Raw genomic sequence first — 20,486 nt, forward strand, 5'->3', positions numbered from 1 at the left:
GGTCAGAGGCGTTCGACGACGGTGGCGATGCCCATACCGCCACCGACGCACAGCGTGGCGAGTCCGTACCGCTGGTCGCGGCGCTCCAGTTCGTCGATCAGGGTGCCCAGGATCATGGCGCCGGTGGCGCCGAGCGGGTGGCCGAGCGCGATGGCGCCGCCGTTGACGTTGACCTTGTCGTGGCTCAGCCCCATCTCCCGCATGTAGCGCAGGACGACGGCGGCGAAGGCCTCGTTGATCTCGACGAGGTCGATGTCGTCGATGGTGAGCCCGGCCTTGGCGAGCGCCTTGCGGCTGGCGGGGGCCGGGCCGGTGAGCATGATGGTCGGGTCGGCGCCGGAGACGGCGGCGGAGACGATACGGGCACGTGGCGTCAGTCCGAAGCGCTCGCCGGTCTCCCGGTTGCCGATGGCGACCAGGGCAGCGCCGTCGACGATGCCGGAGGAGTTGCCCGCGTGGTGCACGTGGTCGATCCTCTCGACCCAGTGGTACTTCTGCAGGGCGACGGCGTCAAAGCCGCCGGCCTCGCCGATCGTGGCGAAGGACGGCTTGAGGCCGGCCAGGCTCTCGGCGGTGGTTCCGGGGCGGATGTGCTCGTCGCGGTCGAGGACGACCAGCCCGTTGCGGTCCAGGACGGGGACCACCGAGCGGTCGAAGCGGCCCTCCTTCCACGCCTCGGTGGCCCGCGCCTGGGACTCGGCGGCGTAGCTGTCCACGTCGTGGCGGCTGAGGCCCTCGATGGTGGCGATCAGGTCGGCGCCGACGCCCTGGGGGACGAAGCCGGTGGTGTAGCTGGTCATCGGGTCCATCGCCCAGGCGCCGCCGTCGGAGCCCATGGGGACGCGGGACATGGACTCCACGCCGCCGGCGAGCACCAGGTCCTCCCAGCCGGAGCGGATCTTGGCGGCGGCCATGTTGACGGCCTCCAGACCGGAGGCGCAGAAGCGGTTCTCCTGGACGCCCGCCACGGTCTCGGGCAGACCGGCGAGGATCGCCGCGGTCTTGGCGATGTCGGAGCCCTGGTCGCCGAGCGGCGTCACGACGCCGAGGACGACGTCGTCGATCGCGGCCGGGTCGAGACCGGGCAGGCGGCGCCGCAGCTCGTCGATGAGCCCGGTGACCAGGTCGACGGGCTTGGTGCCGTGCAGGGAGCCGTTGGCCTTCCCGCGCCCGCGCGGGGTGCGGATGGCCTCGTAGACGTAGGCGTCGGTGCTCAACGTCGGATGCCTTTCGGTGAGGGAGGTGGGGAGCCGGGCGGGGTCGGGGCCCGCCTTCCGGGAGGGACGTCGCGGTCAGGGCCGGGTGCGCCGGCCCGCCTCGGGGGCGAGCGCCGGGACGTCCCAGTCGCGGGCGACCTCGGCGGTGTGGGCGCCGGGCCGGGCAGGGGGCCGGCGCAGGCTCGCGGGGGTGGCGGAGAAACGGGGGGCCGGCGCGGGCTGCGTGATGCCGCCGGTCGTGACGAAGGTGGCGCGGGCGGCCAGGTGGGCGTGGTCGGCCGCCTCGTACAACGACAGTACCGGCGCGACGCAGGCGTCGCTGCCCTCGAACACCTCGGTCCACTCCTTGCGGGTCCGCGCGGCGAAGCGTTCGGCGATCAGCGACCGCAGTTCGTCCCAGCGGGTGAGGTCGCCGCGGTCGGGCGCGTCGTCCGGCAGCCCCAGTCGCCGGGCGAACTCCTCGTAGAAGGCGGGTTCCAGGGCGCCGACCGCCATCCAGCCGCCGTCGGCGGTCGCGTAGACCGCGTAGTACGGGCAGCCGCCGTCCAGCAGATTGGCGGCGCGGCGGTCCTGCCAGGCGCCGGCGGCGAGCATGCCCCGGATCATCGCCCCGAGGTGGGCGACGCCGTCCACGATGGCGGCGTCCACGACCTGTCCCGCGCCGGTGGCGCGGGCGTGGTGGAGCGCCGCCAGCACGCCGGTCACCAGGTAGAGGGAGCCGCCGGCGTAGTCGCCGAGCAGGTTGGCGGGGACCGCGGGCGGGCCGTCGGCGGGCCCGATCATGCCAAGGGCGCCGGCGATGGCGATGTAGCCGATGTCGTGGCCGGCGCTCGGGGCCAGCGGGCCGTCCTGGCCCCAGCCGGTCATCCGGCCGTAGACGAGGCGCGGGTTGCGGGCACGGCAGTCGGCCGGGCCGACGCCGAGGCGTTCGGCGACGCCGGGGCGGTAGGCCTCCAGCAGGATGTCGGCCCGCTCGGCGAGGTCGAGGACGAGCGCGGCACCGCCCGCGTCCTTGAGGTCGACGACGACCGAGCGCTTGTTGCGGTTGGTGACGTCGTGGTCCGGGTCCACGCCCAGCGCAGGGCCGCCGGGCCGGTCCACGCGGACGACGTCGGCGCCGAGGTCCGCGAGGAGCATGGCGGCGAAGGGCGCCGGTCCGATCCCGGCGAGCTCCACGACGCGCACCCCTGTGAGCGGGCCGTCGGCCATCGTTCCTCCGGCCTCTTCGGCGGGACATGACAGTAATGGTGTAACACTGATGATGCTATGGAGACCCGGAGCGGGTGACAAGGGGTGACCGACGTGGCACGGCCGGATGACGACGTACGGGTGAAGGACCTCTGGCGGGAGCTGGGGCTGCCGGGGATCGTGGACGTCCACACGCACTTCATGCCCGAACGCGTGCTGGCCAAGGTGTGGGCGTACTTCGACGGCGTGGGCCCGCTGACCGGCCGCCCCTGGCCCATCGCGTACCGGGAGGACGAGCAGGAGCGCGTCGCCGCGCTGCGCTCGTTCGGCGTCCGGGCCTTCACCTCGATGCTCTACCCGCACAAGCCGGCCATGGCCGGCTGGCTCAACGCCTGGGCCGCGGACTTCGCCGCGCGCACGCCGGACTGCCTGCGCACCGCCACCTTCTTCCCGGAGCCGGAGGCCGCGGACTATGTGCGGCAGGCGGTGGAGTCCGGCGCCAGGGTCTTCAAGTGCCATGTCCAGGTGGGCGGGTTCGACCCCAACGACCCGCTGCTGGACGAGGTGTGGGGGCTGCTCGCCGAGGCCGGCGTCCCCGTCGTCACGCACTGCGGGTCGGGCCCGGTGCCCGGCCCGCACACCGGACCGGAGCCGGTCCGCCGGCTGCTGGCCCGGCACCCCCGGCTGCGCCTGGTCGTCGCCCACATGGGTATGCCCGAGTACGGGGACTTCCTCGGCCTGGCGGCCCGTCACCCCGGGGTGCACCTCGACACGACGATGGCCTTCACCGACTTCGCCGAGGCCGACGCCCCGTTCCCGGCCGGCCTGCGCGGGCGGCTGGCGGACCTCGGCGACCGTGTGCTGTTCGGCAGCGACTTCCCCAACATCCCGTACTCCTACCTGGAGGCCGTCGAGGCGGTGACCCGGCTGGGGCTCGGCGACGCCTGGGTACGCGGCGTGCTGCACGACAACGCGGCCGGGCTGTTCGGGCTGGAGCGCTGAGCGGCGCGCGCTCGCGGCATGCCGCGCACCGCCGTGCCGGGTCACCAGCCGGCCGTTCCCGCGGCGCCCTTGAAGGGGCCGGTGACGCGCGAGGTGATCCAGCCGCCGTAGAAGCCGCCGGGCTGCGCCACGACCGTCTCGCCGTCCACCAGGCAGCGGTCCACGCGGGAGGGGTGGAAGGCGACGAAACCCGCGATCGCCTCGTAGCCGGGGAGCGGGCGCGGATAGCTCCAGGCGGCTTCACGGGAGATCCGGCCGCCCGCCACGAGGTCCCAGTAGGCGGCCTGCCCCTTCCATTCGCACAGCGTGCGCCGGGCGGAGGGCCGCAGCAGCCCCGCGGGCACCACGTCCGGCGGGAGGTAGTAGACCGGAGGGTGGCTGGTCTCCAGTACGCGGAACGCGGACCGGGTGTCGGCCACCACGCGGCCCGCGTACTCGACGCGCACATGCTCCGCGACGGGCTCGACGGCCGGCGGTCGCGGGTACTCCCAGACGGACTCCTTCGGCGCGGACACGGCACCCTCCTCGTTCGGGTCGGTCCCCCGGTCCCTCCCCTCCGTTGTACTCCCGGGCACACGTTCGGGCGGTGCGGCGCGCGGCCGGCGGGCCGTCCGGTACACCATGGTTTGTTCCGGTATTCAGGCCACCCTCCGGGAGCGCACCGCCGATGACGCCCCGCCCGCCCCGCCCGCACTGGCTGTTCGGCGACCAGTTGGGCCCGCACTTCCTCGACCCCGCCGACGGCGGACCCGATCCCGGCGCGCCCGTGGTGATGATCGAGGCCCGCTCGGTTCTCGCGCGCCGCCGCTTCCACCGGGCGAAGGCGCATCTGGTGCTCTCGGCGATGCGCCACCGCGCGGCGGAGCTCGGCGACCGGGTCCACTACGTACGGGCCGAGACCTATGCCGAAGGACTGCGCAAGGCGGTCGGAAGGGGACCGGTGACCGTCTGCCGTCCGACCTCACGCGCCGCGCTCGGCCTGGTGACGGCACTGGACGGGGTCGAGGTGCTGCCCGACCGCGGCTTCCTGGTGCCGGCCGCCGACTTCACCGCCTGGGTGGATGGCCGGGAGGGCGGGCGGCTGCGGCTCGAGGACTTCTACCGCTGGGTACGCCGCTCCCACGACCTGCTCATGGACGGCGACCAGCCGGTGGGCGGCCGCTGGAACCTGGACCACGACAACCGGGAACCCCCGCCGCGCGACCGCCGCGGCGGCACGCTCGGCGTCCCGGAGCCGTGGCAGCCCAGCGAGGACGCCGTCGATGACGAGGTGCGGCACGACCTGGACCGCTGGGAGCGCGACGGCGCGGTCCGCTTCGTCGGCCGCGACGGGCCGCGGCGTTTCGCCGCCACCCGCCGGGAGGCCCTGGCCGCGCTGCGCCGCTTCACCACCCGCCGCCTGCCGGAGTTCGGCCGCCACGAGGACGCGATGCTGGCCGGTGATCCGGTCATGAGCCACAGTCTGCTCTCGGTGCCGCTCAACCTGGGACTGATCCACCCCGCCGAGTGCCTGGAGCGGGCCGAGCGGGCTCTGCGGTCCGGGCAGGCGCCGCTGAACAGCGTGGAGGGCTTCGTCCGGCAGATCGCGGGCTGGCGGGAGTACGTCTGGCACCTGTACTGGCACTTCGGCCCGGACTACCGGCACCGCAACGCGCTGCACCACCGCACCCCGCTGCCGGACTGGTTCCTCGACCTCGACGCGGACGCCGTGCGGGCCCGCTGCCTGGCGACGGTACTGGCCCAGGTCCGGGACACCGGCTGGACGCACCACATCCCTCGGCTGATGGTGCTGGGCAGCCACGCGTTGCAGCGCGGCTGGGACCCGGAGGCGCTGACCGACTGGTTCCACCGCTGCTTCGTCGACGGCTACGACTGGGTCATGGCTCCGAATGTGACCGGCATGTCACAGTTCGCGGACGGCGGCCTGATGACGACCAAGCCGTACACCTCCGGCGGCGCCTACATCCACCGCATGAGCGACCTGTGCGACGGCTGCGTCTACCGCCCCGCCGAGCGGACCGGGGAGCGCGCCTGCCCGTACACCACCGGCTACTGGTCCTTCCTGCACAGGCATCGCGCCCGGCTGGCCTCAAATCACCGCATGACCAGGGCAGTTCAGGGTCTGGACCGGCTCGGCGACCTCCCCGACGTGCTGGCGCACGAGGCCGGGCGAGGCGACGGGCCTCCGTGACGCATCCCACGCCGGGCCGGTGTGTGGCGGTGCGCAATCTTCGCCGCGCAGCGGGTATCCGAAGGGTGTTGCGCCATGGCGCCACCTACCCACCAGAGTTGAAATATCACGGAGAGTAGCGAACTCAATGCACTCCAGGCACGTATAGTTACCTGCGTCACACCGGTAACAGGGAACGGTTCGGACTCCCGAGCGAGTCTCATACGTAGAGCCGCAGTTGGGCGCAGGGCCCGGAACCCGCCCGGCCCGGAGTGACAGTGAGGAGAAGCCATGCGACCGTTCGCGCTGATTCATGCCCGGCCGGCTACACCGGAAACGTTCACCCCCAACTACACCTACGACTCCGCACGCCAGTTGAACGTCCTGCCCGACGGACGCCCCGTCATCAGCGACCACGGGCTGCTGCTCGCGACCGGCGCCACCGTCTCCACCGCGGGGTCCAAGACGCACTTCGACGACTGACCGCGCCTGCCACCCGCCGCCCATGACCGTCCTGATCCTCACCTCCCCCGAGGACGTGACAGCCGACCTCGTGGTCGCCGCGCTGCACGACCGCGGGGCTCCTGTCGTGCGCCTGGACCCCGCCGATCTGCCCGGCGAGGTGTCCATGTCGGCCGAGTACGTACGCGGCGACGTGCACGGCTATCTGTCGGTCCAGGAGCGCATGGTCAGCATGGGCAGCGTGCGCTCCATCTGGATCCGCCGACCCGGCACACCCGGCTCCGGGGCCGTCGAGCAGTCCGAGTGGCTGTCCGTGGAGGCCGGACGGGCGCTGTACGGGGCCCTGCGCTGCGTGCGGGCGCGATGGATGAACCATCCCTCCGCCGCGGAGCAGGCCCGTTACAAGCCCTGGCAGTTGTTCACCGCCCACCACGCGGGGTTCGCGGTGCCGGCCACGCTGATCACCACTTTCCCGCAGGCGGCACGGGAGTTCGCCGAGCAGCATCCGCAACTGGTGGTCAAGTCCGTGTCCGGCACCCACCCGGGCAATCCGCCGATGGCCCTGCCGACCACCCTGGTCGCCCCCGACGCCGACTTCTCCGCGGTCGCGGCGGGCCCCACGCTGTTGCAGGAGTACGTCCGCAAGACCGCCGACATCCGGCTGACCTGCGTGGGGACCCGGCTGTTCACCGCCCGCAAGAAGTCCGGCCCCGACCAGGTCGACGGGCGCTTCGGCAGCCCGGACGACGCGCAGTGGGAACCCGTCGAGGCACCCGCCCGGATCGCCCGCGCGGTACGCGCGTACATGGAGGCCGCCGCACTGGCGTACGGCGCCTTCGACTTCGCCGAGGGCGACGACGGCACCTGGTGGTTCCTGGAGTGCAACCAGGGCGGCCAGTTCGGCTTCGTCGAGCTGGCGACCGGGCAGCCGATAACGGACGCGATAGCGGGCTGGCTGGCGTCCGAGGCGGACTGACGGCGGCGCCCGCCCGACAGGCCGTCAGGCATCAGTCGTCAGGACTCGCGGATGCCCCAGGGCGAGCCGTAGGCGGTCAGCAGGTCCAGGAAGGGGCGCGCCGCGAAGGCCTCGGGCCCGAGCACCCCGGCACCGGTCCAGGCACCGGAAGCCATCAACTCCAGTGCCACCACAGGGTTGACGGCGGTCTGCCAGACGACCGCCTGGGAGCCGTACTCGCGCATCGACCACTGGTTGTCGACCACGTGGTAGAGGTACACCTCGCGCGGCCGGCCGTCCCGCGTCCCCTTCACCCACGTCCCCGCGCAGGTCTTGCCGTGCATGCGCTCCCCCAGCGCGGCCGGATCGGGCAGACAGGCGGCCACCACGTCGCGGGGGCTGACCCGGACCGGGCCGTCCTGGCCCGCGACCGTGACCGGCCCGGTGCGGTCCAGACCCAGTTGGTGCAGCGTCCTGAGAGTGCCGATGAACTCCTCCCCCAGCCCGTACTTGAACGTCACCCGCCGGGCGTCGACCCAGCGTGGCATCAGCAGCACCTCCTCGTGCTCGACGTTCACGCAACTGACGGGGCCGATGCCCTCGGGGAAGTCGAAGACCTCCGGCTCGCTGAACGGGGCCGTGGTGAACCAGCCGCGGTCCTGCTCATAGACAACGGGAGGGTTCAGGCACTCCTCGATCGTGGTCCAGATGCTGAACGAGGGCGCGAAGTCGTAGCCGTCGACGGTGAGGTTCGCGCCGTCGCGCACCCCGAGTTCGTCGATCGTGTCGAAGAGCTCGTCGGCCGCGTGGCGGGCGAAGACGTCCGACAGCCCCGGCTCGACACCCATGCCGACCAGCGCCAGCCGCCCGGCCTTCTGCCACTCGGCGGCGCGCGCGAACTGGGCGTCGCCGAGCTTGACACCGCACTCCTCGTACGGGCGCTCCGGATGCGGGCGGGACAGCGACATCGCCATGTCGAGGTAGTCGGCGCCGGCCGCCAGCGCCGCGCCGAACAGCGGCATCACGAACCGCGGGTCGGTGGCGTTGAGCAGCACGTCGCAGCGGTGGGCGGCGAGCAGCGCGGTGACGGCGGCCTCGTCGGACGCGTCGACCCGGGCGGCGGTGAACCGGGCGTCGCCGGCGGCGGACACGGCGGCGACCGCTGCCTCCGCGCGCGCCGGGTCGTGGTCGGCGACCACCATCGCCTCGAAGAACTCCCGCCGCGCCGCGATCCGGGTGATCGCGGTGCCCACGCCGCCGGCTCCCACTAGCAGTACTCGCATGGCTGACCAGTCTCCGTTTCCGAGGCGGTGCCCCCTCCGGCAGGGGTGACCCGATGGCCCGATCGAACGCCCCGCCCGCACCTACGGTCAATGGTGTTGGCATAAGCTTCGAGGAGCGCGCGTGCCTGCGTGCGTGAGGGTGCGAGGAGGCGGCCGTGCCGAAGAAGGTGGTACCCGAGGCGGCCCGCAGGCGCCGCCGCCCGACCCGCGGCGGAGCCGTCCTGTCGCACCGCCTCATCGTGGACACCGCGCTGCGCATGCTGCGCGAGCACGGCAGCGCGGGGCTGTCCGCGCGGCGGCTCGGCGCCGCGCTCGGCGCGGACCCCAGCGCCCTCTACCGCTACTTCCGGGGCATGGACGACCTGATCCTGGCCATCGCCGACGACCTCATGGGCCGCGCCGTCGACGGCTGGCAGGGCACCGGCGCCTGGCGCGCCGACCTGCGCGACCTGGGCCTGCGCGTCCACTCCGCCTACCAGGCCCACCCCCAGGCGGCGGTCCTGACCGCCGGCCGCGTCTCGGGCCGCCCCCATGAGACCGCCGCGGACGAGACCATCCTCGGCATCCTCCGCACGGCCGGGTTCCCCGACCCCGACGCGGTCGCCGTCTACCAGGCCTTCATCGACCAGGCCCTCGCCTTCGCCGCGCTCGACGCGGCCACCCTCGCCCTCCCCGCGGCCGCCCGCGAGGCCGACCACGCCGTGTGGGGCGCGACCTACGCCCGGCTCCCCGCCCGCACCCACCCGAACATCGCCGCCACCGCCGGCCTGCTGGTCGCCCGCATGAACCGCAGCGCCTACCCCACCGCGCTGGAGATGCTCCTCGACAGCGCCGAGGGCCGCCTGACCCGGGCCCGAGCCGCCGCGGCGACGTGAGCGGGACTCGGGTCGGGGAAACCGCGCCCGGAGGCCGGCAGCGGACGACGCGCCGGGTCGCGAGATCCGTCGGTCGGACCACGGTGTGCCCGGCGCACCCGAAAGCCGGTCCGCCGGCGTACTCACGGCCGGTTCACCTGGTCTCCGCATACTGGAGGGTCCGGGAAGCCGACGGAAGAGGGTCGTGGCGTGCGCGTGCTGGTGGTCGAGGACGAGGAACTGCTCGCCGACGCGATAGCCGAGGGGCTGCGGCAGGAGGCGTTCGCGGTGGACGTCGTCCACGACGGGGAGGCGGCGCTGGAACGGCTGGGGGTCAACGAGTACGACGTGATGGTGCTCGACCGGGACCTGCCGCGGGTGCACGGGGACGAGGTCTGCCGGCGCACGGCCGCCTCCGGTGCGGACGTACGGATGCTGATGCTGACGGTGTCGACCACGGTGGCCGAACGCGTGGCGGGGCTGAGCCTCGGGGCGGACGACTACCTGGCCAAGCCGTTCGCCTTCGCCGAACTCGTCGCGCGGATCCGGGCGCTCGGCCGGCGGGTGCGGACGGCGACGCCGCCCGTCCTGGAGCGGGCGGGCATCCGGCTGGACCCGCATCTGCGCGAGACCTACCGGGACGGCCGGTACGTGGCGCTGTCGCGGAAGGAGTTCGCGGTGCTGGAGGAGCTGCTGCGGGCGCGGGGCGGCCCGGTGTCGGCCGAGGAGCTGCTGGAGCGGGTCTGGGACGAGAACATCGACCCCTTCACGACCATCGTGCGGGTCACGATCCGCGGGCTGCGCCGCAAGCTCGGCGATCCGGGCGTCGTGGAGACCGTCACGGGAGTGGGGTACCGGATCCGATGAGTGCCGCATCCCGCCCGACCTCCCGCCGCCCGTCCGGCCGCGCCTGGCGCGGCAGCCTGCGCGTCCAGCTCACCCTGGTCTTCGGTGTGCTGTTCTTCGTCGCCGGCGGTGCCGTGCTGGCGGGGTCCTTGATCCTGGTCCGCAACAGCATGCGTTTCAGTCTGGACCTCGCCTTCAGCCCGAAGGTCTTCCCGGGGTCGGAGGTGACGAAGACGCTGATCGTGGAGTCGATGCAGTCGAATCTGCTGGCCAAGGGCGGGCTGACGGTGCTGGCGGTGGGCCTGCTGGCGACGACCGCGGGCTGGCTGGCCGCGGGCCGGCTGCTGCGGCCGCTGAACCGGATCACGTCCACCGCCGAACGCATCGCCGGGCGGACCCTGCACCGCAGGATCGCTCTGGACCTGCCCTCGGGCGAGGTGAAGCGGCTCGCCGACTCCTTCGACCGGATGCTGGACCGCCTGGACGGTGCCTTCGCGGGGCAGGAACGATTCATCGCCAATGCCGCGCACGAGCTGAAGACCCCGCTGGTGATCAACCGCACCCTGGTCGAGGTGGCGATGAACCGACCCGGCGCCACCGAGGACCTGGTGCGGCTCGGCGAGAATCTGCTGGCCGTCAACGCCCGCCACGAGCGGCTGATCGACGCCCTGCTCACGCTGGCCCGCGCCGAGGACGAACTCACCGACCGGGTGGCGCTGGACCTCGCGGACGTCGGCCGCACCGTGCTGACCGCGGCCGCGCCCGAGGCCGAACGGGCCGGTGTGCGGCTGGAGTCCGACCTGGACCCGGCGCCCGTGGTCGGCGACCCCATCCTGCTGGAACAGCTGGTGCGCAATCTCGTCGACAACGCCGTCCGTCACAACGCGCGCGGCGGCCTCGTACGGATCACCTCCACCGACCTGCCGGCCGGCCCGCGCATCGTCGTCGGCAACACCGGGGCCGTGATCTCCCCGCACGAGATCCCGGTGCTGTTCGAGCCGTTCCGCCGGCTCACCGACCGGGTCGGCTCGGCGCGCGGCAGCGGCCTCGGCCTGTCGATCGTGCGGGCCGTGGCACAGGCGCACGGCGGTGACGTGACCGCCGAGCCGCGGGCCGGCGGCGGCCTGACCGTGACCGTCGCGCTGCCCTCCCAGCATGGCCACGGCGGTGTGAGGGGGGCGTGAGCTCCGGCGCTCACCGCCGATTCACCCGCCGGAGTGTGGAGTGCGGTGCATGAAGCACAGTCCGACAGATGATCGACCGACGCCGGGGCCCGCACGGGGCGTCATGGCGCGGCGGCTGGCCGTGCCGGCGCTCTTCGTCGCCGTGCTGGGCCTGGTGGTGGCGCAGCCGGACGTCCGCGAGCGGGTCGTGGCCGTGGCCTCGGGCCGCGGCGGCTCCTCGTCCCTGGGCGGGTCCGCGGCACCACACGTCCCGCAGCACGGCGACGGCAGGTTCACCGCCGCCCCCGCCGGCTCGGGGGCGATCGGGCACGGAACCTGGACCCTGCGCTACGCCGTGGAGGTCGAGGACGGCACGGGGTACACCGCCGCGTCCGTGGCCCGCGAGGTCGACCGGATCCTCGGCGACCGGCGCGGCTGGACCGCGGAGGGCATCGTCTTCCGCCGCGTGGCCGGGCCGCCGTACGACTTCGTGGTCCGGCTGGCCACGCCCGACACCACCGACCGCCTGTGCGGCTCGTACGGCCTGGACACCGGCGGGGAGGTGAACTGCAGCGGCGGCAAGGACGTCGTGGTGAACCTCAAGCGCTGGGTGCTGCTCAGCCCCTTCTACAAGAACCGGACGGCCGACTACCGCGCCCTGATCATCAACCACGAGGTCGGCCACCGCCTCGGCCACGGCCACCAGGACTGCCCGGGCCCCGGCCGGCCCGCGCCGGCGATGATGCAGCAGATCAAGGGGCTGCACGGCTGCGTGCCCAACCCGTGGCCGTACGACGCCCACGGGCAGCCGATCAACGGTCCCGCGGCTCCGTGACCGGGCAACTGTTCCGGGTGCTGGGCGCGATGCCGCTGTTCTGGCCGGGAGCGCTGCTGTCGTCGGTGGCCGCGGGCGTGTGCGCCCGCCGGACGGCCCGGCGACTCGGGACGGGACCGGTCACCGCCTTCTGCCTGGTGCTGGCACTGGGCGGCATCGCCGTGACCACACTGCTGGCGGACATCACCCTGGAACCGAACGCCATGCGGCGCTTCGGAGCGGGCACCTTCGCGACCGACTGGACCCTGCCGGGCCCGGCCGACCTCGCCGGGTTCGGCCAGCGCGGTCTCAACGTGCTGCTCTTCGTGCCCTTGGGCCTGGCCGTCGCCCGGACCCGCCCGGCACGGCGGGCCCTGGGCCTGGCGGCCGCGGCCGCCGTCCTGCCGTTCGCCATCGAGGCCGTGCAGTACGAAGTCGTGTGGCTGCTGCGCGCCGCCGACGCCCAGGACATCGCCGACAACCTGTGCGGCCTCCTCGCCGGACTGATCCTCGGCGCGGTCACCCGGCCGCTCCGCCGCCCGTGAGCCGGCGCGGGTTCCCGTCGAGAGCGTGACACAGGACACGTACGAAACGGTTTCGTTTCGCTGAGCGCTCCCCTAGGCTCAGACGAGTACGAAACCGTTTCGTTTAGATCGGTGGGAACCCCATGTCCGAAGCCGCCGTGGAGCGCCGCTCCCGCCTCACGCCCGAGCGGGAGGCGGAGCTGTACACGACCGCCCTCGACCTGCTCCGCGAGGTCGGCTACGAGGCGCTCACCATGGACTCGCTCGCCGCGCGCTCGCACTGCAGCAAGGCGACCCTCTACCGCCAGTGGGGCGGCAAGGCCGAACTGGTGGCCCGGGCGCTGCGGCACCAGAAGCCGGTGCACGCCGCCGACATCGACACCGGGAGCCTGCGCGGCGACTTCCACGCCATGCTGACCGTGGAGGACGACAGCCGGCTGGCACGCGACTTCGCGCTCATGCGCGGGCTGGCGATGGCGATGCACGCCAACCCCGACCTGCTGCGCGCCTTCCGCGAGCTGATGGTCGAGCCCGAGCGCAGGGGCCTGGACCTCGTACTGCGGCGGGCCGTCGACCGCGGGGAAGTACGCGCCGACAACCCCGCCCTCGACTACCTCATGCACATGCTCGTGGGCGCCTTCGTCACCCGCGCCGTGATCGAGGACCGGCCCCCCACGGTGGCCTATCTGACCGCCTACCTGGACGCGGTGATCCTTCCCGTACTCGGCATCGCCCCCGTCGGGGACGATCCACCCGCCCCGTAGCCCGGTGCCGCCGCGGCCCCCGCTCCTCCCCCATCCCCCCGTCCCGCCCCGCCCCGCCCTTCCACGACCCGACCGGGAGTACGTCCTCGTGGCCACATTCCTCTACCGCATCGGCAGACTCGCCTACCGGCGACGGCACTTCGCCGTCCTGATCTGGGTGGCGCTGCTCGCGCTCGCGGGTGTCAGCGCCGCCAACGCGCCCACGGCGGGGAGTTCGTCGTTCTCCGTCCCCGGGACGGAGTCCCAGAAGGCGTTCGACCTGCTGGACCAGCGCTTCCCCGGCTCCAGCTCCGACGGGGCGACCGCCCGCGTGGTCTTCAAGGCCCCCGCGGGCGGGAAGATGACCGACCCGGACAACAGGAAGGCCGTCGGAGCGGCGGTGGCGGAACTGCGCCGCGGCTCCGAAGTGGCCTCCGTGGACAACCCGTTCACGGCCAAGGCGGTCAGCAAGGACCACACCACCGCCTACGCCCGGGTCGCCTACGACGTGCCCGGCATGCAGCTGAAGGACTCCTCGCGCGACGCGCTGGAGAAGGCGGCCGAGCACGCCCGCGCGGACGGGCTGACCGTCGAGATCGGCGGTGACGCGCTCCAGGCAGCGCCCGAGACGGGGGCCACCGAGGTGATCGGCATCGCCATCGCCGCGGTCGTGCTCGTGATCACCTTCGGCTCCCTCGTCTCCGCCGGGCTGCCGCTGCTCACCGCCCTGGTCGGGGTCGGCATCGGCGTCAGCTCGATCACGGCCCTGGCCGACGCGCTCGACCTGGGCTCCACCACGTCCACGCTCGCGATGATGATCGGCCTCGCGGTCGGGATCGACTACGCGCTGTTCATCGTCTCCCGCTACCGCGCCGAACTCGCCGAGGGCCGCGAGGGCGAGGAGGCCGTGGGCCGGGCCGTCGGAACGGCGGGCTCCGCCGTGGTCTTCGCCGGACTGACCGTGGTGATCGCGCTCGTCGGCCTGTCCGTGGTCGACATCCCCATGCTGACCAAGATGGGCGTCGCGGCCGCGGGCACCGTCGTCATCGCCGTGCTCATCGCGCTCACCCTGATCCCGGCCCTCATCGGCTTCGCCCGGCGCCGCATCCGGCCCGCCGACGCGCGCGGCGGTCTGCTCCGCCGCCGGAGGACACCCGAGCACCACGCCCACCGCAAGGCGCGGGCCCTGGCCGCGCGGGGCACCGACCGGCCGAACATGGGCACCCGCTGGGCGCGCTTCGTCATCCGGCGGCCCGTCGCCGTCCTCCTGCTCGGCGCCGCGGCGCTCGGCGCGATCGCCGTGCCCGCCGCGTCGATCGAGCTCGGCCTCGGCGACGACGGCTCCCAGCCCGTCTCGACGACGCAGCGCCGCGCCTACGATCTCCTGTCCGACGGCTTCGGCCCCGGTTTCAACGGCCCGCTGGTCGTCGTCACCGACGCCCGGGGCGCCGGCGACCCGAAGGACGCGGTCAAGGAGGTCGGGAAGAGCCTGAGGGGCCTCGACGACGTCGCGGCCGTCACCCCGGCCACCTTCAACAAGGCCGGGGACACCGCGGTCATGAACGTGGTGCCGGACTCCAAGCCGAGCAGCACCGAGACCGAGCGGCTGGTCACGGCGATCCGTGCCACCGGCGGCGAGATCACCGCCGACACCGGGGCGCGGATCTCCGTCACCGGCACCACCGCGCTGAACATCGACACCTCGCAGAAGCTCACCGACGCCCTGCTGCCCTACCTCGGCCTCGTCGTGGGGCTGGCCTTCCTCCTGCTGATCGTCGTCTTCCGCTCGGTGCTCGTGCCCCTGAAGGCGGCCCTGGGCTTCCTGCTGTCGGTGATGGCCGCCCTCGGCGCCGTGGTCGCGGTCTTCCAGTGGGGCTGGTTCGCCTCGCTGCTGGGAGTGGAACAGACCGGCCCGATCATGTCGATGATGCCGATCTTCCTGGTGGGCGTGGTCTTCGGCCTCGCGATGGACTACGAGGTCTTCCTGGTGACCCGGGTCCGTGAGGCGTACGTGCACGGGGAGCGGCCCGGCCAGGCGATCGTGACGGGTTTCCGGCACGGCGCCCGGGTGGTCACCGCCGCCGCGGTCATCATGATCGCCGTGTTCGCCGGCTTCATCGGGTCGAGCGAGTCGATGATCAAGTCGATCGGCTTCGGGCTCGCGATCGCGGTCTTCTTCGACGCCTTCGTCGTGCGCATGGCCATCGTCCCGGCGGTGCTCGCCCTGCTCGGCCGGCGGGCCTGGTGGCTGCCGAAGTGGCTGGACCGCGTCCTGCCGGACGTGGACGTCGAGGGCCAGGGGCTGCGCGTGCCGGCCGCGGACGCCGCCCGCCACGAGGAGCGCGACCGGGACCCCGACGACGACCGGCTCCGGCCCGTCCGCGTCTGACGCCGTCGCCGCCGGCCGACCGACGCCCCCGCTGCGACCGCGCGGGGGCGTCAGTAGCGTGGTGGTGCCGGAAGCCGGACGACCACGAAGGGGACCACCCATGGCAGTACGGGAGGAGTCGCCGCGGTTCCCTGACCGCGCGGCCGCGCGGGCAACCGATCTCGCGGCCCTGGACGAGGCCCTCACCGGCTGCCGTGCCTGCCCGCGGCTGGTGGCCTGGCGCGAGGAGACCGCCCGGGTGCGGCGCCGGGCGTACGCGGACGAGGAGTACTGGGCCCGGCCGGTGCCGGGCCTCGGCCCCTCCGACGCCGGACTGGCCGTCGTCGGGCTGGCCCCCGCGGCCCACGGCGGCAACCGGACGGGCCGGATGTTCACCGGCGACCGCTCCGGCGACGTGCTGTTCGCCGCGATGCACGCGGAGGGGCTCGCCTCGCAGCCGACCTCCACCGCCCGCGGCGACGGCCTGGAGCTGTACGGGGTACGGGTGACCGCGCCCGTGCACTGCGCGCCGCCCGCGAACAAGCCCAGCACGGAGGAGCGGCTGACCTGCCGCCCCTGGCTCGTGCGCGAACTGGAACTGCTGCGGCCCACCCTGCGCGCGGTCGTCGTGCTCGGCGCCTTCGGCTGGCAGGCCCTGCTGCCGGTGCTCGCCGACTCCGGCCGTCGCCTGCCGCGCCCGCTGCCCCGCTTCGGGCACGGCGCACACGTCGAACTTCCGGGCGCCGACACCTCGGAGCCGCCGCTGCACCTGCTGGGCTGCTACCACGTCAGCCAGCAGAACACCTTCACCGGACGGCTCACCCCGGCGATGCTCCGCGAAGTCCTGGCGCGCGGCGCCGCGTACGCCGGGCTGCGGGGCCGGGCGTGAGGCGGTGAACCCCGGCCCCCGGGGGGTCAGCGCCGGGCCGCGGAGGCGATCACGTCGGCGACGACGGGCAGCGAGGCCGGGTGCAGAGCGAGGAAGAGGTTGGGCTCGATCAGCTCCAGCTCCATGACGCACGGCGTGCCGTCCTCGTCGTCGACCAGGTCGACCCGCGCGTACAGCAGCTCGGAGCGGACGGGAACCGCGGCCAGCGCGGCTTCTGCGGTGGCGAGTTCGGCCGCGGTCGGGGTCCACGGGCGCACACCCGGGTGGGCGACCTTGCGCTCGTCCCAGGCCGTCGCGTGGGACAGGACGGCGTTCTTGGCGACGGCGTGCAGGAAGCGGCCGCCGACGAAGACCAGGGCCCGTTCCCCGCTGGTGTCGATGGCCGGCATGTACGGCTGGACCATCGCGGTCAGGCCCTCGGCGTGCATGCGCGCGATGTGCGCCCGCGCGGCCCCGTGGCTGCCCGCGCGGTAGCGGCCGGCGTAGCGGGCGCCGGCTCCGGCGGCCGGCTTCACCACGTACTCGTGGCCGTCCGGAAGCCCGTCCGGCTCGGTGCCCGGCGGCAGATAGCGGGTGGCCACGGCGGGGACACCGCGCGCGGACAGCTCGCCGAGGTAGCGCTTGTCGGAGTTCCAGCGGACGACGGCCGGCGGGTTGGCGAGCGTGGTCGCCGCGGCGCAGCGGTCGACCCACGGCAGGAACTCCTCGGTCCGCCAGGTGTAGTCCCAGGTGGAGCGTATGACCGCCAGGTCGTGGGAGGCCCAGTCCACGGCGGGGTCGTCCCAGTGGACGACGACGGCCTCGGCGCCGGTGGCCGCGACGGCGTCGCGCAGGAACGGCAGGTCGCGGTCGGTGCTGGTGTCCGGGCGCGGTGCGGACGTCACCAGCGCGATCCTCGTGCCGCTCGTACGGCTCGTACGGCTTGTGCTGCGCGGCACGGGGTCTCCTCCTGGTCGGCTGCCGTGACCCCGGCAGGCTATCCGGGCCGGGTCGGCGCCGGCCGGGGGCCTCCCGCACGGCACAATTGCGGTATGTCCACGTCGCGCCCCGGCCGCCGTTCCGCGGCCCGTCCGCACACCCGGCCGGTCCTCCACTCCCCCGGCGCCCCGTGCCCCTGCGGCCTTCCCGCGGGCTACGCGGACTGCTGCGGCCGCTACCACGCGGGCCACGCCGCCGCGCCCACCGCCGAGGCCCTGATGCGCTCGCGCTTCACCGCGTACGCGGTCCGCGACGCCGCCTACGTCCTGCGCACCTGGCACCCCGACACCCGCCCGGCCGACCTCGACCTCGACCCGCACCTGCGCTGGGAGCGCCTGGAGATCCTCGGCACGACCGACGGCAGCGCCTTCCACGCCGAGGGCACCGTCACCTTCCGGGCGCACTACGCCCTGCGGGGCGAGCGCGACGCCATGGAGGAGCAGAGCCGGTTCGTCCGCCACGACGGGGCCTGGGTGTACGTCGCGCCGCTGCCCTGAGCGGCGCCAGGTCAGAGCGGCGCGACGCCGCGTGCCACGCCGTGCGGCGTCAGCGCGAGCACTCCCGTTGCGCGTACCGGGGTCCGCGGCGTGAGGGTCGGAGGGGTGGGGGACCCGGAAGCCGCCGCCGCGGTGATCCGCGCCTGCGAGGGACTGCCGCTGGCGATCCGGCTGGCCGGCGCCCGGGCCGCACGCTCACGGCTCGGCATCGCCGAACTCGCCGGGCGACTGGAGGACGAGCGGTCCCGGCTGGACGAACTGCGCTTCCGCGACTGGGCGGTGCGCGCCACCCTCGCCACCGCCTACGAGGACCTGGACACCGGCGACCGGCGCCTGCTGCGGCGGCTCGGGGCGTTCCCGGGCGGCGACCGAGGAGGCCGTGAGCGTCCACCGGCGCGCCGGAAACCGGCTGGGCGAGGCGTACGGCCTCGGCGGCCTGGCCGCACTGGAGCGGGAGGAGGGCGACCACGAAACGGCACTCCTCGCGCACCGCGCCGCGCTGCGGCTGTTCGAGGAGCTGGGCACGACCCCGGGCATCGCCGACGCGCACGGCGCCATCGGCGACCTGCTGCTCCTGCGCGGCGACATCCCCGGAGCCAGACGCGAACTGGAGTCGGCTGTCCGCCTGTTGAAGGACCTGGGCCATCCGGTCGCCGAGGGCACCGCGAGGCTCCGTCTCGCCGCGGCACTGGCAACGGGCTCGGACCTCCCCGCCGCCGCCGAGCAGCAGCGCCTGGCCGACTCCCTGCTCTCCGGCGCCGCGACCGGCCCCGAACTACGAGAACTCCGCGCCCGCCTCGACGCCCTCGGTCTGCCCGCCCAGGACGCGTGACCGCGCTCCCGGACGCGGGCCGCACGGTGCGCGGGAGTCGTGGGCCCGTCGCCTGGGGAGGCGACGCCCAAAGGGCGCACGGACAATGGAATGAATCAGTCCCGCATGGCCCAGGAGCACCGCGTGACCACCCCGCTCCCGTCCCGGAACCCCTCCGGCGTCCACCGGACGCGAGTCGAGTGGATCGACACCGATGCAGGGGGCATCTACCACAACAGCGCGGTCATCCGATTCGTGGAGGCCGCAGAGGCCACCCTCATGGACGAGGTGGGTCTTCACCACTACTTCCCGGTCGCACCTCGCGTGCACTACGAGGTCGACTTCGAGGCGCCGCTCTTCTTCGGCCAGGGCGTGTGCACGGTCGTCGAACTGACCCGGATCGGCACGGCGTCGATGACCTTCACCTTCGAGGTGTGGGGCGAGGAGTTCCGGGGGCTGCCGCGTCGCCGCGCGGCGCACGGCCGGTACGTGACCGCGCACAGCGACCGCAACCACCGCACTGGCGCCAGGAGCACCCCCTGGCCCGAGGAGTGGATCGCCGCGCTGCGCGGACCGCTGCGATCGCGGGAGGCGCCTCCGCCGTGCTGACGGGCACACCAGCCCCAGGAGGCGAACCCTGGGCCACAGCAGCTGCGAGCCTTTCGCGGACCGCCCTTGCGTCTCCTCGGGGTGAACACCGGAAGAAAAGCGGCTCACCGCCGGTCGCAGACACATCACCTGGCCTCGACACGACCTCGGAGGAACGATGAGCCCCACGTCTGAGAATGCCGCCACCGTCACGGTCGAGCGGGACGGGCACGTGCTGCTGATGGGCCTGAACCGCCCGGCCAAGCGCAACGCCTTCACCAGGCAGATGATCGCTGAGCTGTCGATGGCCTACGGACTGCTGGAGTCGGACGAGGACGTGTGGTGCGGCGTGCTGTTCGGCCACGGCGACCACTTCACCGGCGGCCTGGACATGCAGGATGTGGGCGCCGACCTCGCCTCGGGGGCCTTCGCGGTCCCGGAGGGCGGCCGCGACCCGTGGCGGCGGGACGGGGTGTGGTCAAAGCCTCTCGTGGCGGCCGCGCAGGGCTGGGTGATGACCGCCGGCATCGAGCTGCTCCTGGCCGCCGACATCCGCGTGGCGGCCCAGGATTCCCGCTTCAGCCAGCTCGAGGTCCGGCGTGGGATCTACCCCTTCGGTGGAGCCACCTTCCGCTTTCCCCGCGAAGCGGGATGGGGCAACGCCATGCGCTGGATCCTGACCGGCGAGGAGTTCGACGCCGCCGAGGCACACCGCATCGGTCTGATCCAGGAAGTCCTGCCCGACGGGGCCACGGCGATCGAGCGAGCCAGGCAGATCGCACGCGTCATCAGTGACCGGTCGGCTCCCCTCGGTGTGCGCGCCGCTCTCGCCTCGGCCCATCAGGCCCGCGAGCAAGGTGATGCCGCGGCAATCGCCCAGCTCAAGCCCGACCTCGCTCGGCTCATGAACTCCGCTGACGGTGCCGAAGGTGTGAAGTCCTTCGTCGAACGCCGCGACGCCGTCTTCACCGGCCGCTGACGGCCCGGCACCTCCACCCTGCCGACTGCACGGGCGGGATCGCGGCAGCAGGATGAGCCGGCCGAAGGGGATCGGCTGATCCGCCCCGGCCGACTGCCGGCCGGAATGCCGTACGCTGCGGCCGGGTAGCGGCAGGTCCGGTACCCTCGCGGGGT

Annotated in this window: 21 protein-coding genes; 16 read left to right on the forward strand and 5 right to left on the reverse strand. The window is 73.6% G+C overall.

All coding sequences use genetic code 11. The features are described 5' to 3' along the window. Positions 1-2: 2 nt before the first annotated feature. Both ACIP98_RS06355 and ACIP98_RS06360 read right to left on the reverse strand, forming a co-directional pair. Positions 3-1,217 (reverse strand): acetyl-CoA C-acetyltransferase, encoded by a 1,215-nt coding sequence (locus ACIP98_RS06355; RefSeq protein WP_319658336.1) that lies wholly within the window; start codon positions 1,215-1,217, stop codon positions 3-5. A 75-nt stretch (positions 1,218-1,292) separates the two neighbouring features. Continuing rightward, positions 1,293-2,426: a CaiB/BaiF CoA transferase family protein gene (locus tag ACIP98_RS06360; RefSeq protein ID WP_401974027.1), complete on the reverse strand. Its 1,134-nt coding sequence runs from the start codon at positions 2,424-2,426 to the stop codon at positions 1,293-1,295. A 93-nt stretch (positions 2,427-2,519) separates the two neighbouring features. Here ACIP98_RS06360 and ACIP98_RS06365 point away from each other — a divergent pair, with 93 nt between their 5' ends. Then, positions 2,520-3,407, forward strand: coding sequence for an amidohydrolase family protein (locus tag ACIP98_RS06365; protein ID WP_319658334.1), 888 nt, complete (start codon positions 2,520-2,522; stop codon positions 3,405-3,407). A 41-nt stretch (positions 3,408-3,448) separates the two neighbouring features. On the opposite strand, the gene ACIP98_RS06370 is transcribed toward ACIP98_RS06365, so the two are convergent. After that, positions 3,449-3,922, reverse strand: a complete 474-nt coding sequence (locus ACIP98_RS06370; protein ID WP_401974028.1) for a DUF427 domain-containing protein — start codon at positions 3,920-3,922, stop codon at positions 3,449-3,451. Between the two features lie 152 nt (positions 3,923-4,074). Here ACIP98_RS06370 and ACIP98_RS06375 point away from each other — a divergent pair, with 152 nt between their 5' ends. From ACIP98_RS06375 to tgmB, 3 genes are all read left to right on the forward strand, one after another. Further along, positions 4,075-5,598, forward strand: a complete 1,524-nt coding sequence (locus ACIP98_RS06375; protein ID WP_401974030.1) for a cryptochrome/photolyase family protein — start codon at positions 4,075-4,077, stop codon at positions 5,596-5,598. A gap of 270 nt (positions 5,599-5,868) precedes the next feature. After that, the gene (tgmA, locus tag ACIP98_RS06380; protein ID WP_319658329.1) at positions 5,869-6,060 is read left to right on the forward strand and encodes a putative ATP-grasp-modified RiPP; all 192 of its coding nucleotides are present in this window, start codon (positions 5,869-5,871) and stop codon (positions 6,058-6,060) included. A 22-nt stretch (positions 6,061-6,082) separates the two neighbouring features. After that, on the forward strand, positions 6,083-7,015 hold the full coding sequence (gene tgmB / locus ACIP98_RS06385) for an ATP-grasp ribosomal peptide maturase (RefSeq protein ID WP_401974032.1): 933 nt from the start codon (positions 6,083-6,085) through the stop codon (positions 7,013-7,015). Between the two features lie 38 nt (positions 7,016-7,053). On the opposite strand, the gene ACIP98_RS06390 is transcribed toward tgmB, so the two are convergent. After that, positions 7,054-8,277 carry a saccharopine dehydrogenase C-terminal domain-containing protein gene (locus tag ACIP98_RS06390; RefSeq protein WP_319658327.1) on the reverse strand — a complete coding sequence of 408 codons (1,224 nt, stop codon included), beginning with the start codon at positions 8,275-8,277 and terminating at the stop codon, positions 7,054-7,056. Positions 8,278-8,432: 155 nt separating this feature from the next. On the opposite strand from ACIP98_RS06390, the gene ACIP98_RS06395 reads away from it, so the two are divergent. The 8 genes from ACIP98_RS06395 (at position 8,433) to ACIP98_RS06430 (ending at position 16,478) form a co-directional block, all read left to right on the forward strand. After that, positions 8,433-9,152 carry a TetR/AcrR family transcriptional regulator gene (locus ACIP98_RS06395; RefSeq protein ID WP_319658326.1) on the forward strand — a complete coding sequence of 240 codons (720 nt, stop codon included), beginning with the start codon at positions 8,433-8,435 and terminating at the stop codon, positions 9,150-9,152. A gap of 189 nt (positions 9,153-9,341) precedes the next feature. Next, positions 9,342-9,998, forward strand: a complete 657-nt coding sequence (locus ACIP98_RS06400) for a response regulator transcription factor (protein WP_319658325.1) — start codon at positions 9,342-9,344, stop codon at positions 9,996-9,998. Beyond that, positions 9,995-11,161 (forward strand): ATP-binding protein, encoded by a 1,167-nt coding sequence (locus ACIP98_RS06405; RefSeq protein ID WP_319658324.1) that lies wholly within the window; start codon positions 9,995-9,997, stop codon positions 11,159-11,161. The genes ACIP98_RS06400 and ACIP98_RS06405 overlap by 4 nt, the downstream gene beginning before the upstream one ends. A 49-nt stretch (positions 11,162-11,210) precedes the next feature. Then, positions 11,211-11,975, forward strand: coding sequence for a DUF3152 domain-containing protein (locus ACIP98_RS06410; RefSeq protein WP_401974034.1), 765 nt, complete (start codon positions 11,211-11,213; stop codon positions 11,973-11,975). Beyond that, positions 11,972-12,499: a VanZ family protein gene (locus ACIP98_RS06415; protein WP_319658322.1), complete on the forward strand. Its 528-nt coding sequence runs from the start codon at positions 11,972-11,974 to the stop codon at positions 12,497-12,499. The genes ACIP98_RS06410 and ACIP98_RS06415 overlap by 4 nt, the downstream gene beginning before the upstream one ends. Before the next feature lie 122 nt (positions 12,500-12,621). After that, on the forward strand, positions 12,622-13,242 hold the full coding sequence (locus ACIP98_RS06420) for a TetR/AcrR family transcriptional regulator (RefSeq protein WP_319658321.1): 621 nt from the start codon (positions 12,622-12,624) through the stop codon (positions 13,240-13,242). Positions 13,243-13,330: 88 nt separating this feature from the next. Further along, complete coding sequence (locus ACIP98_RS06425) at positions 13,331-15,610, forward strand: MMPL family transporter (RefSeq protein ID WP_319658320.1); 2,280 nt, start codon at positions 13,331-13,333, stop codon at positions 15,608-15,610. Between the two features lie 100 nt (positions 15,611-15,710). Continuing rightward, positions 15,711-16,478: a uracil-DNA glycosylase gene (locus ACIP98_RS06430; RefSeq protein ID WP_319658319.1), complete on the forward strand. Its 768-nt coding sequence runs from the start codon at positions 15,711-15,713 to the stop codon at positions 16,476-16,478. A 26-nt stretch (positions 16,479-16,504) separates the two neighbouring features. Here ACIP98_RS06430 and ACIP98_RS06435 read toward each other — a convergent pair whose 3' ends face one another. Continuing rightward, positions 16,505-17,416 (reverse strand): RimK family alpha-L-glutamate ligase, encoded by a 912-nt coding sequence (locus ACIP98_RS06435; RefSeq protein WP_401974036.1) that lies wholly within the window; start codon positions 17,414-17,416, stop codon positions 16,505-16,507. 93 nt (positions 17,417-17,509) lie between these two features. Between ACIP98_RS06435 and ACIP98_RS06440 the strand changes: the two genes are divergently transcribed. From ACIP98_RS06440 to ACIP98_RS06455, 4 genes are all read left to right on the forward strand, one after another. Beyond that, positions 17,510-17,953, forward strand: a complete 444-nt coding sequence (locus tag ACIP98_RS06440; RefSeq protein ID WP_401974038.1) for a YchJ family protein — start codon at positions 17,510-17,512, stop codon at positions 17,951-17,953. Between the two features lie 379 nt (positions 17,954-18,332). Continuing rightward, a complete protein-coding gene (locus ACIP98_RS06445) occupies positions 18,333-18,785 on the forward strand; it encodes a tetratricopeptide repeat protein (RefSeq protein WP_401974040.1) in 453 nt (150 codons plus the stop codon). A 123-nt stretch (positions 18,786-18,908) separates the two neighbouring features. Continuing rightward, entirely contained in the window at positions 18,909-19,373 is a 465-nt protein-coding gene (locus ACIP98_RS06450) for an acyl-CoA thioesterase (RefSeq protein WP_401974042.1), read from the forward strand. A gap of 157 nt (positions 19,374-19,530) precedes the next feature. Continuing rightward, positions 19,531-20,331 carry a crotonase/enoyl-CoA hydratase family protein gene (locus ACIP98_RS06455; RefSeq protein ID WP_401974044.1) on the forward strand — a complete coding sequence of 267 codons (801 nt, stop codon included), beginning with the start codon at positions 19,531-19,533 and terminating at the stop codon, positions 20,329-20,331. Positions 20,332-20,486: the final 155 nt, after the last annotated feature.

Origin of the sequence: Streptomyces sp. NPDC088354 (genome assembly GCF_044753585.1) — a bacterium.
Lineage (GTDB): Bacteria > Actinomycetota > Actinomycetes > Streptomycetales > Streptomycetaceae > Actinacidiphila.